The 18588-nt window shown below is 38.6% G+C and carries 6 protein-coding genes; 3 read left to right on the forward strand and 3 right to left on the reverse strand.

Annotated elements, in window-relative coordinates; genetic code table 11:
• The first annotated feature begins 252 nt into the window (after positions 1 to 252).
• Positions 253 to 10926 (forward strand): T9SS type A sorting domain-containing protein, encoded by a 10674-nt coding sequence (locus tag AC4MRQ_RS00815; RefSeq protein WP_491195729.1) that lies wholly within the window; start codon positions 253 to 255, stop codon positions 10924 to 10926.
• 157 nt (positions 10927 to 11083) lie between these two features.
• Here the strand turns inward: AC4MRQ_RS00815 and glmM are convergent, their stop codons facing one another.
• Entirely contained in the window at positions 11084 to 12466 is a 1383-nt protein-coding gene (gene glmM / locus AC4MRQ_RS00820; RefSeq protein ID WP_491195730.1) for a phosphoglucosamine mutase, read from the reverse strand.
• A gap of 272 nt (positions 12467 to 12738) precedes the next feature.
• Here glmM and AC4MRQ_RS00825 point away from each other — a divergent pair, with 272 nt between their 5' ends.
• On the forward strand, positions 12739 to 13626 hold the full coding sequence (locus AC4MRQ_RS00825) for a pseudouridine synthase (protein ID WP_491195731.1): 888 nt from the start codon (positions 12739 to 12741) through the stop codon (positions 13624 to 13626).
• Between the two features lie 809 nt (positions 13627 to 14435).
• Positions 14436 to 16808 (forward strand): DUF5686 family protein, encoded by a 2373-nt coding sequence (locus AC4MRQ_RS00830; RefSeq protein ID WP_491195732.1) that lies wholly within the window; start codon positions 14436 to 14438, stop codon positions 16806 to 16808.
• Here the strand turns inward: AC4MRQ_RS00830 and AC4MRQ_RS00835 are convergent.
• Positions 16805 to 17200: a hypothetical protein gene (locus AC4MRQ_RS00835; protein WP_491195733.1), complete on the reverse strand. Its 396-nt coding sequence runs from the start codon at positions 17198 to 17200 to the stop codon at positions 16805 to 16807. The genes AC4MRQ_RS00830 and AC4MRQ_RS00835 overlap by 4 nt on opposite strands.
• A gap of 439 nt (positions 17201 to 17639) precedes the next feature.
• Positions 17640 to 18335: a Crp/Fnr family transcriptional regulator gene (locus AC4MRQ_RS00840; RefSeq protein WP_491195734.1), complete on the reverse strand. Its 696-nt coding sequence runs from the start codon at positions 18333 to 18335 to the stop codon at positions 17640 to 17642.
• Positions 18336 to 18588: the final 253 nt, after the last annotated feature.

Raw genomic sequence — 18588 nt, forward strand, 5'->3', positions numbered from 1 at the left:
AAAAAACCATACTCTAATTCCTTGTAAAATAGAGTATGTAACTGGATAGTTGAATTTTAAGAATTTACTACATGTAACCAAATTCCGTTATATCAGTATTAGAATATTGAATATTTATAGTTTTGTAGTCGAAAATATCGATAGGTCATTATTAATCTTGGGGATAATGCTAAGGTATATCTATACAATATGGAAATATTTTAGTAGGCCTATCAAAGAAGCAAGTTATATAACTTTAAAAGAAGTATGTTGATGAAAACAAATTATTTAGGGTGTATAATAGTAACCCTTTTATTGTTTGTTAGTGAAAACAAGGCGCAGGAAACAATTTGGTCCGATGACTTTGAAACAGATAAAGGTTGGACGTTAACAGGAGAATTTGAGAGGGGTACTCCATCAGGTGGTGCAGGTGATCATGGGAATGCCAACCCGACATCAGCTTATAGTGGTACCAATGCTATTGGTACAGATTTGGATGGTGCTTATCCGGATGATTTGGTTGATAGAGAATTCTTGGCTACATCGCCAATTATAGACTGTAGTGGTTATGTTAGTGTTCAACTGGATTTTCAGCGTTGGTTGAATGTTGAGAGTTCATCGTATGACCATGCTTATATTGAGGTTTCAACAAATGGTACGAATTGGAATGTTGTCTGGGAGAATGGGACTACTACAGAAGACGATAATAGTTGGACTTCGCAATCTATTGATTTATCTGCTTATGCTGATGACAATGCTAATGTTCAAATAAGGTATGCTCTAGGTTCTACTGATGGAAGTTGGTATTATTCGGGCTGGAATATTGATGATGTTAAAATAACTGGTGATCTCAAACCTGTAATAGGTGATTATCAGGCATCTGCTCAAACTGGAGTTTGGTCTGACAGAACTAATTGGGAAAGGTGGGATGGAGATTCATGGGAAACTCCAACAGTTTTAGAAGGGTATCCGGGAGAAAACTCATCACCTGCTAAAGTTGAAATTTCTAACAGACGAATTATTACTTTAGATGTATCACCTGCAAATCAGATTGGTTATTTAAGTATTCCCGGGGGGAATCAAGATTCGTATATTGATATACAGGGAAATAATGCTCTTGTTGTTTCAGGTTTAACTTTTATTAACTCTACTAATCGAAATGATGAAAAAGGCATCAGAGTAAATGATGGAACATTTAGTACAGGCAGCCTGGAACTTCAAAGTAATGATTACAATACACGTGATGCATATATTCTCATTAATGATGGTACAGTAAATGTTGATGGTGATATTACCATGAACAACACTGCAGCCAGAACATTTATAAGGTTTGATGGCAACGGGACTTTAAATATTGGAGGGAGTATTACAGGAGGTGCAATTACAAGTGATAATGATGGAACAGTTGCTGCAAGCGGAACTGTTGGCTTTAATGGCTCTGGAGCACAACAAAACATCAATTCCTATTATCAGTTCTTTAATATAGAGTTTTCAAATTCAGCTGACAAATACCTGGCTTCAAATATTGATGTACTTGGAACAGCTAACATTCTTTCAAACTTATACTGCGTAGACTATGTTATTGGAGGTACAGGAACTTTCTCATTAGCAAATGCTGCTACATTAGGTATAGGTCATGCCAGTGGAATCACAACTGCTGGTAATGCCGATGGTAATATTCAAACAAACATTCGTAATTATGATGCAGGTGCAAATTATCTATATAATGGTAGCTCCACTCAAATTACAGGTAATGGACTTCCTGCAATAATTAACGAACTTCAAATTGATAACTCAGCAAACGTGTCGTTGAGCGCCTCCGTTGCTGTTTCGAATGATCTGAATCTATTAAACGGTAACTTATTAATAGGAGATTATGATTTAACTATTAATGATGGAGCAACACTTAGCGGAACATTTGATAATACGCATATGATAGTGTGTGGAGGTAGTGGAGCTGTTAAAAAACAAGCGACTAGCATTGCTTCATTTAATATGACATTACCAATTGGTACTGGTACGGATTATACACCGATGACAATTTCCAATATGAATGGTTCTGTAACCGGAACAGGTGAAATCGGTATTAAAATGGTCAATGCTACTGCGCCTGAAGCTTCAGCAATTGACTTACTGAGATATTGGGAACTAAGTGAGGCTAATATTACTCTTACAAGTGCAGATATTGAGTTTAATTATCTGGACACCGATGTATCAGGTGAAGAAGCAGATTACGAGCTTAAAAGATATGATTCAGCAGGAGGTACATGGGAGGATCCTGCTAATCCTGCTATCAATACAACGACAAACAAATTAACGACAACTGGTACTGATGTTATTGAAGGAGTATGGACAGCTCGTGGATCATCAGAAGCTTGGTACACACTAAAAACCGGAAACTGGAACGATCCAAGTGTGTGGACTTTAGATCCGTCAGGTGCAATTTATAACAACCCTACGAATTATTATCCTCAGGGAGCAACCGATCAGGTTGTAATTAAAAACAGTAGGGAGATAACAATGAATGTTGATAATATTGCTTGTAACTTCCTGACAGTTGAAGGTGTTTTATATTTAGAAGAAACATCGGGTCATTCTTTTAATAAGATATTAGGGGATGGACGCGTATACATGAAAGCTGATAACTTTCCAACAGGTGATGCAACTCACTTTGTATCGAAAAATCAGGGTGAGGGAACCGTTATTTATCAAGGTGGTGGATATACCATCAGTAATGATCAGACATTTTTCGATATGGAAGTTAATTTGTCCGGATCAGAGCAAATTGTGACGCTTCTTGGAGATCTGACAATTAATAATAACCTTACGGTAACACAGGGGCAGATCAAAATCAATGATGATGTATCGACCGATATTATCACAATTAATGTTAGTGGCAATGTTGAAGTCTTGGGAAGTGGAGCTTTAATTGTTGGGCAAGGAAATACCATTGGCTCATACTCTATAGCTGGCACTTTACCGGCAATTGGACAATATCATAGCATTTATCATCAATTTATTGTTAATGGAAACTTTACAAACAGAGGAACTGTTCGTTTTACTAACGAAACAGCACCTCAATACAATACATTGACCACAACTGGAGGTGTTACTTTACGTTTTGAAGGAGCAAATGATAATTCACTAAGCTTGTTCAATACAACCAACTTAAATAATCTGGTTATCGATAAAGGTATTGACAATACCTATGTATTAGAAGTATATGCGGATAATACTGATTACTTTAGATTGTTTGGAGCCAATACTTTAGCGCGTATTGAAACATCACCATTTAGCGTTGAGAATCCGGAAGTCAGGAAATCTTTGTGGATAAAAAATGGCACGCTCAAATTAACAGGAAGTATACACATTCCAACCTTGTCGGAAGCCAGCGCTAGTAAAGGAGACTTTGCCATTGGACAAACTGCCCGGTTATGGCTTGCAGGTGCAAATGTAACAGTTTATTCAACTGCATCTGCTCAAAGCCAGATACCTGGTTTCGAAGGTGATGCTTCATCGGTTAGATCAAGTTCTGGTAGTCAGGCCTTGGCTCTGATCGGAGAGTTAAAAGTTGAAGATGGATTATTTGGTACACGTAATAGTGCCGGTATTGCTTATTGGCCTTCAAGTAATGCAATTCTTGAAGTCAATGGTGGAATTGTTAATATAGCACAATTCCGCTCAACAGGTACTGCATCTGGTCGCGCTTCTTATATTCAAACGGGTGGACAAGTTATCGTTCGTGGTAATCAAACTGAATCGGGTGAGATATCATCTTCACATGCAATTTTTGGATTATCATCGGCTGATGATGTATTTACTATGTCTGGTGGGGAAATATTAATCCATGATGATTCCGGTTATACCTACGATTTGTATATTCCATCAACAACAGATAATGCCAATGTTACAGGTGGTACCATCAGGTTTTATTATAATGGAGCTGCCGATAAATCTTATGACATGTATGTGGTTCCACCTGTATACAATTTAACAATTGACCATGAACGAACAGATAGAAATCACACAGTTGTTTTAAATACTGCACTGACCGTATTAAATGATTTAACGATAAACGGGTCTGGCTTCCTTGATCACCAGGGTAACAGCGTAACTGTTGGTCGTAATTTTACAATTGCAGATAATGCCTATGATCATGGATATTCAACAGCCGATGATAACACTCTTACATTTAACGGAACGGAGGATGCAACATTCTATATTGGTCATCCAACCTTGGATAGCTATGAGTTAAACATTAATAATCTAACAATCAATAAACCTGTTGGTAAGAGCTTATTAATCGAATCGAGTGCTGAGAAAAAAGCACCTTATGTTGAAGCTAATGCTCCTTCTGACCTGTGGTATGCACGAATTATTCAGGTAGAAAATGAATTAAGGGTAGAGAGTGGTACATTTGATCAGGGAGATCAGGCGATACGACTGTATGGACCAATGTATGTGGGTGCAGATGGAGTTTGTGGTGTTTACGAACATGGCACCACACATAAAGATGCCTTGATTATGATTAAGGATGTGGTTAGTATTACCACTGAAAATGGTTCGGTATTAGGTAATATTAAAATGAATCCGTCGCCGGCTGACCGTATTTTTGATTTAACCAGTGATGTAGTCATCAAGCGAATTAGCTACCATCACGGACGAATGAATTTAGGTGCATATAACTTAAAGGTTGATTATATCCACGAAGGGGGGACGCTTAATCCTTATAATGTTACGTCAGGTAATGCAACGGATGAAATGTTCTTAACCGACGGAGGAGCTTCCAATGGTGGCCTTTCGGTATTAATAACAGGTAATTCAACTTATTCGTTTCCAATTGGTGTAACAGGTAAGTACACACCTGCTGAATTAACTATTACTAATTTTAGCGATGATGGATATGTAACTGTTCGTCCTGTCGATGGAGAGTTGAAGACAACCGATTTAACAGGAGGAAATCTTCTGGATTATTATTGGCGTGTAAGTCACTCAGATTTTACAACATTACCAACTGCCCAATATAATTTTACATACGATGGTTCAGATGATTTGGCAGGTGATGAGGCTAATTTCTATCCGGGTAAAGTATTAGATGAGAATCCTTACACACGTTCATATGAAAATAGTTTGGGCAATGTTAATACCAGCAATAACATTATCACTTTTAATGATACAAAAACAACTAGTGGAGGTTCGGAGCAGAGTAATACCCAAAACGGCTTTACACTGGAAAATGCCAATTATTCTGCAGGAGTTGCCAATCGCTTTACGGGGTCAGTAAGGGTTTTCTATACCAAGTATAGAGGTAGTGACGCTTACCAGGCCAAGTGGGATGAGAATTCATCCTGGACATTTGGTGCGAATGCATCTTATGGTAAGCATGATAGCCGTCAGGCAGAGGCTGGTGATATACCTGGCAATGGAGATGTTGCTGTTATTGGATGGATACCATGGGACGACCAGGCTTCCCTATCATCCAGTTATGGACTGCCGCATGGTGTTTGTGTAGATAGCGGCGATGACATTACTTGTGCGGAGATTGTATTTGATCAGATGACAGATGATAGCGGTAATCCGGTTCCGCGTGCTTACCGCTATAATTTCCAATTCCGACCTGCGATCTGTATCAATGGTACAGGTCAGCTCTCAGCTGAAATGGTAAGGGGTGAAGGAATGTTCTGGAACCGGCACAGTGATCCAGATATGAGTACAATGGACTTAGGCGAATTTGCTGCTAACGATAGTTCATATGTTCTTTATGAGTTTTCAGACCCAGGTTCGGGTAATGTAAGAGAATTAACTAATACACCAGATGAGTTACCTAATTTATTAGTTGCCTCACCTGGTTGGGGAAGTTATGATAGAGATGTTAGTTTCACAAAGAATATAGTTACAAATGGAAATCTTGAGGTATTAGGTGATGCAAATATTCTATTAACAAATGATGCAGATGGCGATTTAACGATTGGTCGTGACTTTTTCATGTTTATGCGCGGTTCAAGTGGAGGAGGTGCTGAATTAGCATACCAAAATACAGGAACAGCGCGCACGGTAACAATCGGGCGAGACATCATTATGGATAATAGTAATAATACAATACAGGTTCGAGGAACAGGTGGTGCTATGTTAGATCATCAACTGAGGGTGAACAGGCATATTTCACAAACAGAATCTGGTGATGGATTAGATTTGTGGACCTCGAACTCTGCAGAACACGTCACGCTTTATTTGGAAGGATCCGAAAATATGACCTTCGATGTAGAAGATGCTACCTCAACAGCTGATTTATATCGTATTGTTGTCAATAAAGGTGTTGATCAATCAGTAACAGCTAATTTTGTTAGTGATTTTAATTTGAATGGAGCCACCGATGGTGATCCTAAAGCACTGGAATTAACAAGTGGTACTCTTATTCTTGATAATGCAGGTATTGACATTGACCTGACGACAGGTAATGCACACTTTAACCTTCCATCTACATCTGCCTTGATCATTAAAAATGGATTAGTTAATGCAGAAGGTAACTCAGGAATAGAATTGGATGGATTACTTCGAATAGAAGGAGGAACACTTGATATGGATGGAGGAGATAATCCGATTATCTATTCAGCATCAGGTAATGCCTTAATTGAAGTTGCAGGCGGTAACTTAATTGTTGGAGGACAGGTTCGAAGAGGAACTGTTTCAGATGTAGGAGTCTTAGGTTATAATCAGACAGCAGGAACCGTTCGAATTGGTACAGGATCTGCCACTGTGAATAATAGAGGTGTATTTGAAATACTCGGTTCAGGTAGTAACTTCACTCATGCCGGTGGAAGTTTATACATTGAAAATGCACAGACAACACCAACAGTAGCAGCTTTATTACTCGACCCTGAAACATCAAGCGTTGGTTCGGCATCTACGATAATGATTGGTGGTACTTCCACAAATGCGAGCCAGATTTTAGGTATTAATTCTTCAATAGGTTTAGCCAACCTGACTGTTGATAATTCTAGTAACAACAATCCAATAGCCAGCCTTAGTGTTAAAGGATTATCTTTAAGTGGAGCATTCCAAATTGATGCACTGGCAGAGTTTGATGCAGCCGGATTAGACCTGAGTGTTGGAGGTAACTTTGTTAATAACGGAACATTTACCCATAATAGTAACACAACGTACTTAAATGGGGCCTCAAGACAGACTATTTCGGGAGATGTTAACTTCTTTGACCTTGAAAAAAGCGGAACCCACGAATTGGTGTTACATGCATCAGGTGCTAATCTGGATATAGATAACAATTTGGTTTTTGCCGGCGGAACATTAACCGATAATGGCAACCAAATAGAGATACAGCGAAATATAAGCTTCGACGGAGAGCATCAAAATACAAGCGGGAAAGGTATTGTTGTCAATGGAACTATTGCACAAACCTTGTCTGGTTCAGGTATATTCGATGTTTTAACCATAAACAACAGTGCTGGTGTAGATGTACCGTTAGGTAACCAACTAACCATTAAGAAGAATTTAAGGTTAGAAGATGGAGTATTTAACATTGACAAGAACTTACTGATGCTTAATTCAGGAAGTACCATTGAAGCGGTTAATCCTTTCTCTGCATCCAATATGATCCAAACGAATATTTCGTTTACCGACAATGGTGTAAGAAAATACTTTAATACTACACCAAAAACATTTGTTTATCCAATGGGATCAGGTGGAAAGTATACACCTGTTACAATTCGGATTGATTCGAACACTTCATCAACTGGTTACATTACAGTGAAAGCTGCAGATGAATATCACCCAAGTGCCATCGATCCTGCCAATGTATTGGATTACCACTGGATACTGAAATCGGAAGATATAACCGGATTTACTGGCGAAATTCGTATGAAGTACGATGCTGGTGATGTTAATGTTAGTGGTGCTAATACAATTGATGACTATATAACAGCCAGATTATTAGCTGATGGTTCAGGAGATTGGAATAAAGATCTTGGTACGATTGATCAGGGAAATAAAGAGTTGGTGTTTGATTTGACAACAACTATAACAAGCTCGGAAATTACTGGTGATTATACGGCAGGTGTTGATCCGGCAATTCCAGACAGAGTGCCAACCTATATATCAATTACAGATGGACCTTGGAATCAGGCATCAACCTGGGATACTTATCCAACGGCCGGAGGTGCAGTGCCGGCTGGCGGACCTCGCGGATCAATTGTTATTGTAGACGTAGGTACAAATGTTTCGGTTACGGCAGATGCAGTATCATCATACCAAACCACCATTAATGGTACACTTGCTATTGGAAGCACTTATGCTCATCGCTTAGGTGATGTTGATGGAACTGGTAAGTTTTCAGCCGAAACAGGTGTTATGCCTGCTGGTGTTTATGATAGCTTTATATCATCATCGGGAGGAACACTGGAATATACCGGCTCTACAGATTATAGTATGCTGGGAGACTTAACCAGTGTAAATAACTTGATTTTTGCAGGAACCAATGAACGAAGGTTACCAAACCATAACCTCACCATATTAGGTGATCTGCAGATTAATGGAGCTTCAGTAGTCAACAATAATGACAAAAACTTAATTCTTAAAAAAGATTTCATTTTTGACGCCGGTGCATTTGATTCGGGTGATAATGGTGCGAGGGTTGTATTTAGCGGTACCTCTTTGCAGTCAATAAGAGGGACATCTGCACTTACCGGAACAAATGGGATTGATTATTTTGAGATTAACAACACAAATGGTGTTGCCATTAATATTGATGTTGACATCGATAATTACCTGAACTTGTCGAGTGGTATTATCTTCAACAATAACGATAAAAACCTGGTTGTTAAAAGTAATTTAGCTTCAGCAATAATTGGTGGGGGAGCAACTTCATACGTCCAGGGACCACTTACCAAACTGGTTAATAATGGCGATAGTTTTAGCTTCCCGGTTGGAGACGCCGACCGCTTAGGTGATGTTTTAATCAGTAGTACTATAACCTCAGGTGCCGATTACTGGATAGCAGAGTACTTTAATAACAGTCCTGCTAACGAGAGTAAAGACCCAACCAGTGTTGCCGGCGACGTTCAGTTTGTTAGTCAGAACGAATACTGGCGTATCCAGGGACCGGCTTCAGGACAGGCGAAGGTAAAGCTGAGATGGGATAACCTGAGTGGTGTAACACCAGATGCCAACTTTAGAGTGGTTGAATGGAAATCCACTTCAGACTGGAATGAGGTTTCTATTGATACACCGGCAGGTGATAATAGTGCTGGTACCGTTGAGTCGGCATCAAGAATAAGTTACAATGAATTTGCAGCAGAAGGTAACTACTTTACATTCGGTTCGATATCTATACCAGCCTATACCTGGTTAGGAACAGGATCTGATGGCGACTGGTTTAATACAGCCAACTGGCAAGGTGGAGTACTGCCGTCAGCAGGCACGAACATTACACTGAATGATGCAGGAAATGCGCCATTTATTCCTAATGACGCACTTGTTGCCCAGGTGAATGATTTAACCATCGACCATAGCTCAGGATTAACCATGCAGCCGGGTTCACAGTTAACGGTAAACGGAACCTTAATCACAAATGATCGATTATATGTAGAAAATACCAATGCCAATCCATCTTCCTTAATTACAAATGGAACAGTCAATGGCGACGTTTCGATAAAATGGACCTACGATAACCTTCGTTGGTGGTTTATAGGGCATGCCATTAGTAATGCCGTTATGACCAGCTATGAAGCACTGCGTCCGGTTAACGATTATGCCATGTACGACTATCAGGATGGTGATAGCTACTATAAAGTATCTGCCAATGCAGGTACCTATGATCTGGCTGCACAAAACGAATTGAAAGGCTTCCTGTTTAAAGTCAGGGATACGGGTGCAGAAGTGACTCATGTAGGTGAGTTAAACGATAATGCGGTTTATCAGCGCCAACTTCAGGATGGATGGCAGATTATAGCAAACCCATATGCTTCGTACTATAAATTACCAAAGCAAACCAGAGCAGGTGCCGATTTTGAACACACAACAGGAACGGTGTATGTAACGGTTTCAACCAGAAACAGTGATAAGACATTTGAAACATTTAATACTATTTCTGGTTTAGCATCTCCGGAAACATTTACAAACGGTATTGTTGCTCCATCTCAGTCTTTTTATGTAAAAACAGATGATGGCAAAGCAGGTCAGTTGGTATATATGCGTGAAGGTAATCGAATCCACGATGTGAATAAAGTAACATTGAAATCAGCACCTAATACAGACAGTGATGTTTTGCGTATTAAGCTAAGTAATGGTAGACTTGAAGACGAAGCGGTAATTGCCCTTCGTGAGAACGGTAAGATGATCTATACGCGAATGGATTCCGAACAGCGATTTGTAGATGGAAATGACCTTTCTTACATCTATTCGATGGTAGATGGTAATAAAGCCGTTATTAATGTAGTGCCAAAAGAAATGCAGGATAAGACAGTGCAATTGGGTATAAAATCTAAAGAAGGCAATCACACCATCCGGATTGAAGGCATAAATACTTTAACTGATCAGTACGATTTTGAATTGGAAGACAAAGCAGTAGGCGTTAAAGTACCGTTGGATGCTAATTCAGAATACGCCTTTACAGCTGAAGAAGTAGAAAATAACGATCGTTTCGTATTGCATTTTGGAAAAACCGAAGTACCGACAGATATCGGTGATGGAACCGATGAAGAACAAGATAAAGTACAGGTTTATATTCAGAATAAGTCAACCCTTATAGTAAATTGTGGTTGGATAGGTGAGAAGCAGGTGATGCTTTATACCCTTAAAGGCCGGATGGTTGAAAACGATGAATTTAAAGCCGAAGATTATACGAAAGATCTAAATCTTAAACCAGGTATCTATGTGGTAAAAATAATTGGTGATAAGAACCAATTTGAGCAAAAGATATTTGTGAATAAGTAAGTAAATAATTGAAAATAAAAAGCCGGCTCAATTCTAATTCGAGCCGGCTTTTTTGTGAAAATCTCCTTACATACACTAGTGATAAAATATAAAGGCCGTCTCAATTTACTTTTTGAGACGGCCTTTAATATCTTCACCAAATTGTTTTGGCATTGTATTAAATAAGAGCCTTTATATCCTCAATAATCGTTTGAGCCAGCTCATCAGCAGCAGTCATTGATTGACCTTCGGCATATATACGTACGATTGGTTCGGTATTGGATTTGCGTAACTGAACCCATTTTTCAGGGAAATCAATCTTCAAACCGTCAATCGTGTTGATATTTTCATTCTGATATTTCTGCTCAATGCTTTCTAATATACCATCCACGTCAATTTCAGGTGTCAATTCAATCTTATTTTTCGAAATATGGTATTCAGGGTACTGAGCTCTCAGTTCAGCGCATTTTAAGCCCGATTTAGCCAGATGCGTCAGGAATAAACCGATCCCTACTAAAGCATCTCGTCCGTAATGACTTTCAGGGTAAATAACACCACCATTTCCTTCACCACCGATTACAGCATTGGTTTCTTTCATTTTTGCCACCACATTAACCTCTCCAACAGCAGCCGGTTGGTAAGAGCCGCCATGACCATTGGTTACATCAGCTAATGCTCTTGACGACGAAAGGTTTGATACAGTGTTACCTTTTTTGTGTTTTAACAAGTAATCGGCCACCGCTACAAGCGTATATTCTTCACCAAACATAGAACCATCTTCATTGACAATGGCCAATCGGTCCACGTCAGGATCAACTACAAAACCAAGGTCAGCCTTTTGTTCCTTAATCACTTTCGAAATCTCAGTCAGGTTTTCAGGTAGTGGCTCAGGATTATGTGGGAAATGGCCGTTTGGTTCGCAATACAGTTCAACAACGTTATTAACACCCAAAGCCTTCAAAAGAGCTGGTAATGCAATACCACCAACACTATTCACACAGTCAATAGCAACAGTAAAATTGGCCTTTTTAATAGCTTCAACATCTACCATTTCCAAATCAAGCACATGTTGTACATGGAAATCGGTATACGAATCATCTTCCGAGACCTGTCCTAAATCATCAACTTCTGCAAAAATGAAGCTCTCATCTTCCGCAATTTTCAATACTTCAGCACCATCGGCAGCAGATAAAAACTCACCCTTTTCGTTTAAAAGCTTAAGTGCATTCCATTGTTTTGGGTTGTGACTTGCTGTGAGGATAATACCACCATGAGCCTTTTCGTTAGTTACTGCTATTTCAGTAGTAGGCGTAGTAGCTAAACCTATATTAACAACATCGATTCCTAAACCTTGCAGGCTTCCGATAACTAAGCGGTTAACCATCTCACCAGAAATTCTGGCATCGCGTCCAACCACCACCTTAATGCGGCCTGAGTGCCTGTTCTTGGCCCATTGACCATAAGCCGCTGAAAATTTAACAACATCAAGTGGAGATAAACCTTCTCCGGTCTGGCCTCCAATAGTTCCCCTTATTCCAGAAATGGATTTTATTAATGTCATAGGAAAATTAGTTTTAGATAAGTAGGCAAAATTCGCTTATATTTTTTAAAAACCCAACTTTTTCTTACGAAACATTTTTAATTGTCAATTTAGATAAGGCAGATACTTACGAAAGGTTTCGAAGTGATTCATTCGCATTATGGATATTTATTCAATAGCTTTCGAACTGCTTTTTTTCGATGAATAAGCTTTTTTTCGACGCTTTTTTATCAACTTTGCAGATTCAAAAATAGCCTGCAATTGATTGTGGCTTAAATCAGAGAGAACAGAAGATGAGCAGAGAACGAAATATACACGGTGATAAAGGTCGTTTTAAAAAGGATTCCAACCGATTTGAGAATAAAAGACCGGGACGTAACAAAAAGCAGGAAGGTGAGATTCCTGATTTTTTGCGAAAGAAACCGGTTAAAACCAAAGAGCAGGCAGCCGGACCAAAAGAAGAAAGTAAGATACGGCTTAATAAATACATTTCTAATGCAGGTGTATGCAGCCGGCGTGATGCGGATAAACTGATTGAAAAAGGTGAAATAACCGTGAATGGTAAGGTTGTAACACAATTGGGTACCGCTGTAGGTTTAAAGGATGATGTGCATTATAAGGGCACAAAACTCGATCCGGAAGAAAAAGTATATGTGCTGTTAAATAAACCAAAAGGTTTTGTGACGACGGTAGAAGATAAGCATGCTAAGAAAACAGTAATGGATTTGGTTGAGGATGCTTGCGAACAAAGAATTTATCCCGTTGGACGGCTGGATAAGCAAACAACCGGATTGTTGTTGTTGACCAACGACGGAGAGTTAACAAAGATGTTGACACATCCGAAGTATAATGCTAAAAAGATTTACCACGTATTTACCGATAAGCCTGTATTCGCCAGTCACCTTGATCAATTGGCTCAGGGCATTACCCTTGAAGATGGCCCTATACACGCCGATGCCATCAGTTTTGTAGAGAAAGATGATAAGACACAGGTAGGTCTTGAAATACATTCAGGACGAAACCGCATTGTACGTCGCATGTTTGAACATCTGGGGTATAAAGTGATGAAACTTGACCGAGTTTACTTTGCCGGCTTAACCAAAAAGACCATACCAAGAGGCAAATGGCGCTATTTATCGGCCAAGGAAATTACTCGCTTAAAAGCAGGCATGCTAAAATAAAATTCCAAATGAACATATCCTCGTCCGACTAATAGACATCAAATCAATTTAGTCGGACGATTCGTATTCTATACGACTTTAGCACTTCGTAGTCACGACCGTAACGTTCCCGATCTCACCTGCTGACTATTAGTGGTGTGTAAATGTCAGCTGGTGAGTAGGAAAGGAACCCAATTCTCACTTAGTAACTTTTCTTCAGACTTGCCCTGAAAAAATGTAGCATCTATAGTTTTTCTTTTCCCGGGAAGTGTTCTCGGAACCATGGGCATCATTCATGACAACAATAGATGCGTTCTAATTACTCTGACTTGTATCCTAATGACCCGAAGACGCATACCCGGAACCATGAGCATTGTTCGCAACGACAACAGATGCGTTCGAATCACTCTGATATGCGTTTGAACAACCTGAAGAAGCATCCTCGGAACCACGAGCATCGTCCGCGAGAACAAGAGATGCATTCGAATCACCTTGAGATACGTCCGAACGACTTGAAGAAGCGTTCTCGGCACCATGAGCATCACCTGTGATACCAATAGAAACGTTCTTGACCTCACCTGCCGACTATTAGCATTATGTAAATATCAGCTGGTGAGTAAGAAAGGAACCCAATTCTCATTTAACAACCTTTTCAGGCTTGTCCTGAAATAGCTGGGTTACCATGTGTTTTTATTCACCCAAATACCTGAAACTATTTTCATCACAAATTCGCGCTATCAGAGGGCTGTAAAATTCCAGCTGCCGAATTAAGGTTACACCAAGGTTTTTTTATAATTTCGGTGTTGTAATCAAACATAACTCAACAACCGATGAATCAACGCGTTTTACCACTGATAATACTATTAATTTTTCTGATGTGCCCCTCGGCTTACAGTCAGGTGTATAAAGGAAAGGTTCTTGATGAGAAAACAAAGCAGCCAATTGCGTTTGTAAATGTGGTATACAGCGAGGGGGCAGGAACTGTAACGGATATTGACGGTCGTTTTGAAATCAGGACTAATGTATCGATAAGTGAGTTAACCATCAGTTGTTTGGGCTATGAATCCAGGCAGGTTTCTGTTGATGAGGTTTTAAAGAATAATAAAATATACCTGCGTCCACTTAAATATAGCTTACCAACGGTTAATGTACTGCCAACTGAAAATCCGGCAGTAGCCATTATGCGCAAGGTAGTGGCTGAGAAAAGCAAACACAATACAGATAACTACCAGCCGTTTAGCTGTATCATGTATCATAAGATGACGCTTGATTTTGACTATCCGGTTGATTTAAGCACGGAAGAGATAAACGAGTTAAAAGATTCGCTTGGTTTAAAAAGTGATAGTTATTTATTTCTGTTCGAATCGGTTTCAGAGAAAAAACATTGGAAGAAAGGGATTGGTAAAGAAAAAGTTATATCTGGCCGGGTAAGCGGTTTGAAAGATCCGTTTTTGGCATCCTTTCCTGCCATGCTTCAACCTTTTTCTTTTTACGATAATTCCATTAAGCTTTTAGGCTTCCAATACCTTAATCCGGCCTCTAAGGTAGGGTTGTCATCATATCAATTTATTCTGGAGGAAACCATTAAAGAAGCCAACGGAGATTCTGTGTTTTACATTTCATATCGACCAAAACCGGATAAGAGCTTCCGGGGGCTAACAGGTACATTTCATATAGATGGTAATACCATGGCCATTAAAACTGTTTCGGCCACAACCACTGGTATTGATAACGGTATGCGTTTATTTGTCCGCCAGAAGTATCAACTGTCAGATAATGGGTTATGGTTTCCAAAGCAATTGGAAAGTAGTTTACAGTTTGGAAAGCTTGGAGCGGCTCGCAGACTCCCTTTCCCTATAATAGGTAAAGGGAAAAGTTATATAACGGCCATTAATACGGAACCGGATTTTGATGCCAAAGATTTCGATAATGTTATTTTAGAAGGAATTTCGGAATCAGATAAGATGAATGATGTGGCAACTTTCAGATATGAACCATTAACAGCCAAAGACTCTTTGACCTATCGTTTTCTGGATAGTATCGGGCGTAAAAACCATTTGGATGCCTTAATCAAGACACAGATTTCAATGATTAAAGGATATCTTCCCATGGGGAAACTACAGCTTGATATGTCTAAATTAATCGATTATAACGATTATGAAGGCTTGAAGTTAGGACTTGGTATTTATACGAGTCCGCGCCTGTCTGATAAGTTCTCGACGGGAGGTTATTACACTTATGGCTTTAGTGATAAAGCAAGTAAATATGGACTCGAACTTGCTATTACGCCATTTGAAAATAAAGAACACAAGGCATTTGTTAAATATCAGGATGATGTGATGGCAACCGGAGACATTGAGTTTATTGATGGTGTGAGACCTATGTCGAGTGAGCGCTTTAGCCGGTTTCTGACTGAGACTATGGATATGAGTCAAGGATATACAACAGGAGTTGAATTTCGATTTCTGAAATACTTGAAAGCTGGTCTTGAATATTCCAATCAGGATGTAACCCCGCTACGACCATATCATTTTTCTGATAATACAGATGTGGCAGCATCCTTTGAACAAAAAGAGACTAAGCTAAAATTAAAATGGGCGCAGAAAGAAACTTTTACCAATTCACCATTGGGAAAGATATCGAATGGAACCAAATGGCCCGTTGTATGGGTTAATGCTGGATTTGGCCGTATGGAAACCAATGAGAAAATGGACTATGAGCGTTACGAAGCCAGAATACATAAGCAATTTAATTATCCTAATTCCATGTATACTACGCTTCGGCTTGAAGGTGGTTATTTAAGTGGAGAATACTCTTCTACTTTGTTGTATAGCGCTTTGGGTAGTTACAAATCTTTCACAATTTTTGTTCCCTATACATTTGGTACGATGCGTTTGAATGAATTTGCAGCCAACGAGTTCGGAGCATTATACCTGTCTCATGGAATTCCACTAGGTTTGAATACCGAAAATCGTATCAAACCGGAAATCATTTTAAGTACCAATGTTGCTTTTGGTAATGCCCCAGTTGGAATTAAAGACTTTAGTAAAGGGTATTATGAATCAGGTGTGTATTTTAAAAACCTGTTTTCAAACTTTATTTTTCAATATGGACTATCAGTTCATTATCGCTATGGTGCCTATAAATTGCCCGATGCTATCGATAACTGGGCTTTCAAGTTAGGACTTGAATTTGCATTTTAAACCAATGCGGGAAGAAGTAATAGAATCAGCCACCAAACAGGTAAACCTTCAATATAGAAATTAATGTAGTCGCGATTACTGTTGTGCTTGACCTTCTCAAATGCTATTAGAGAGAGAATACCAAACAGTAAATTGGCTACATAAATCAAGGCATTATTCGATTTAAAACTCAATATTGAGATAACCACTATTACAATGGTTTGTGACAACCGCACAGAATGGCTTGTGCCGATTAGCTGCGGGATTGTTTTGAGTTGTTTAGGATCTGATTTTAAATCCCTGATATCAAAAGGGATGGTATATGCAACGATGAAAGCAAATAGTGCAATAAATAAGATTTTATTGTCAGATAATATTTCGAGCGGTATGTATATGGTAATTAGTAGGGTCATGGAAATAGCTATTATCAGAATTTTAAGAAAAGGTATAAACCGGATACCTCTGTTTCCTTTACCAGGTATCACATATGTTACCGATAGGCATATGAAAGTAATTAATGCAAAATGATTAATATTTGTTGATTTCAAAAATATTAATATAGCTGCCAGCGCAGTTATAAGGCTGCTGCTTATGACCACTGACTGATGCTTCTTCATCCAACTACAACGGCGAACTTTTATTTTTTCAGGTGATAAGAAGTAAACAGACCAATAGATATAATTATAACCGGTATAAGCAATGCAAAAGTTGAATAGAAATGATCTGATATTCCACCAATTGAGATGAATTGCAGCAACACAAGTAAGTGTAGCAACAGAAAATGCTACCCACAGATTTGAGTAGATTAGTGCAGACTTGACTTGTTTAAAAATAACTCTTTGTTGAATGAGGTTAACCAACCCTGCTAATGTTATGAAGGGTCGACATAGCATGTATTTCAATGTGGTTACCTTCAATTTTAATGATACCACTCTCTTTAAAGTCCTTTAATACTCTTATTAGACTTTCTTTAGATACACTTGATAAATCAGCGATATCTTGTCTGCTCAATGTTGTATAAAACCGTCTGGCATTATATATTTCAGATAAATAAAGAATTGTATTGGCCACCCTTCCCGTCATTTTTTTATGGGAAAAATTAATTAATTGACTATAAAGATTATTTGTGATTTGATGGTTAAGTTTAAGAATCTGTTCAGCAAATAAGTTGTTGCGTCGAAATGCTTTGGTAAAAGCTTCTGAGCTTATCAAACATGTTTCCATTTCAGTAATAGCAGAAACAGAGAAGTGATTTAAATTATCAGTAAATAACCCTGGACTTACAATAAAATCTCCCTCTTTTAAAATTTTAATGATGATGTTTTTATTCTCAAGTCCTTTAATGAATAGTTTAGCAAATCCCTTTCTAATGCAAATAATATTATTGCACCGAGTTCCCTCTTTAATGATCGTTTCACCTTTTTGGTATACAACCTTGCAATGAGATTGCTTAAAAGCTAATAGTTCATCTTTACTTAATGTATCAAAGCCCTGGAATTTAATGTGACACATTTCACATCCTGTAATGTCAACTAACTTATTCGTCATATTAGTACTTTAATAACTAAAAGGATTGTAGGTAATGAAATTATAGATAAATTATTTATTCTGCAAATGATAAATTCACTTCATTAAGACTTCAAGAGTTATGTGATTGGGTTGTAATTTGTTGACGATTGTTTCTTTTGTTTAGTTGGATTGAATATAAATAGAGACGTACATGTTTATTGGAAATGATAATTGTATAGTGTAGATATTCAGATAGATGCGTGTGTTATATTGATTTGTGTCAATTAATAGA

Source organism: Carboxylicivirga sp. (genome assembly GCF_982718395.1).

Excerpts from the sequence above, each read along its gene's own strand:
- AC4MRQ_RS00815 (WP_491195729.1), top strand. The coding sequence starts at position 253 with ATGAAAACAAATTATTTAGGGTGTATAATAGTAACCCTTTTATTGTTT.
- glmM (WP_491195730.1), bottom strand. The coding sequence starts at position 12,466 with ATGACATTAATAAAATCCATTTCTGGAATAAGGGGAACTATTGGAGGC.
- AC4MRQ_RS00825 (WP_491195731.1), top strand. The coding sequence starts at position 12,739 with ATGAGCAGAGAACGAAATATACACGGTGATAAAGGTCGTTTTAAAAAG.
- AC4MRQ_RS00830 (WP_491195732.1), top strand. The coding sequence starts at position 14,436 with ATGAATCAACGCGTTTTACCACTGATAATACTATTAATTTTTCTGATG.
- AC4MRQ_RS00835 (WP_491195733.1), bottom strand. The coding sequence starts at position 17,200 with ATGACCCTACTAATTACCATATACATACCGCTCGAAATATTATCTGAC.
- AC4MRQ_RS00840 (WP_491195734.1), bottom strand. The coding sequence starts at position 18,335 with ATGACGAATAAGTTAGTTGACATTACAGGATGTGAAATGTGTCACATT.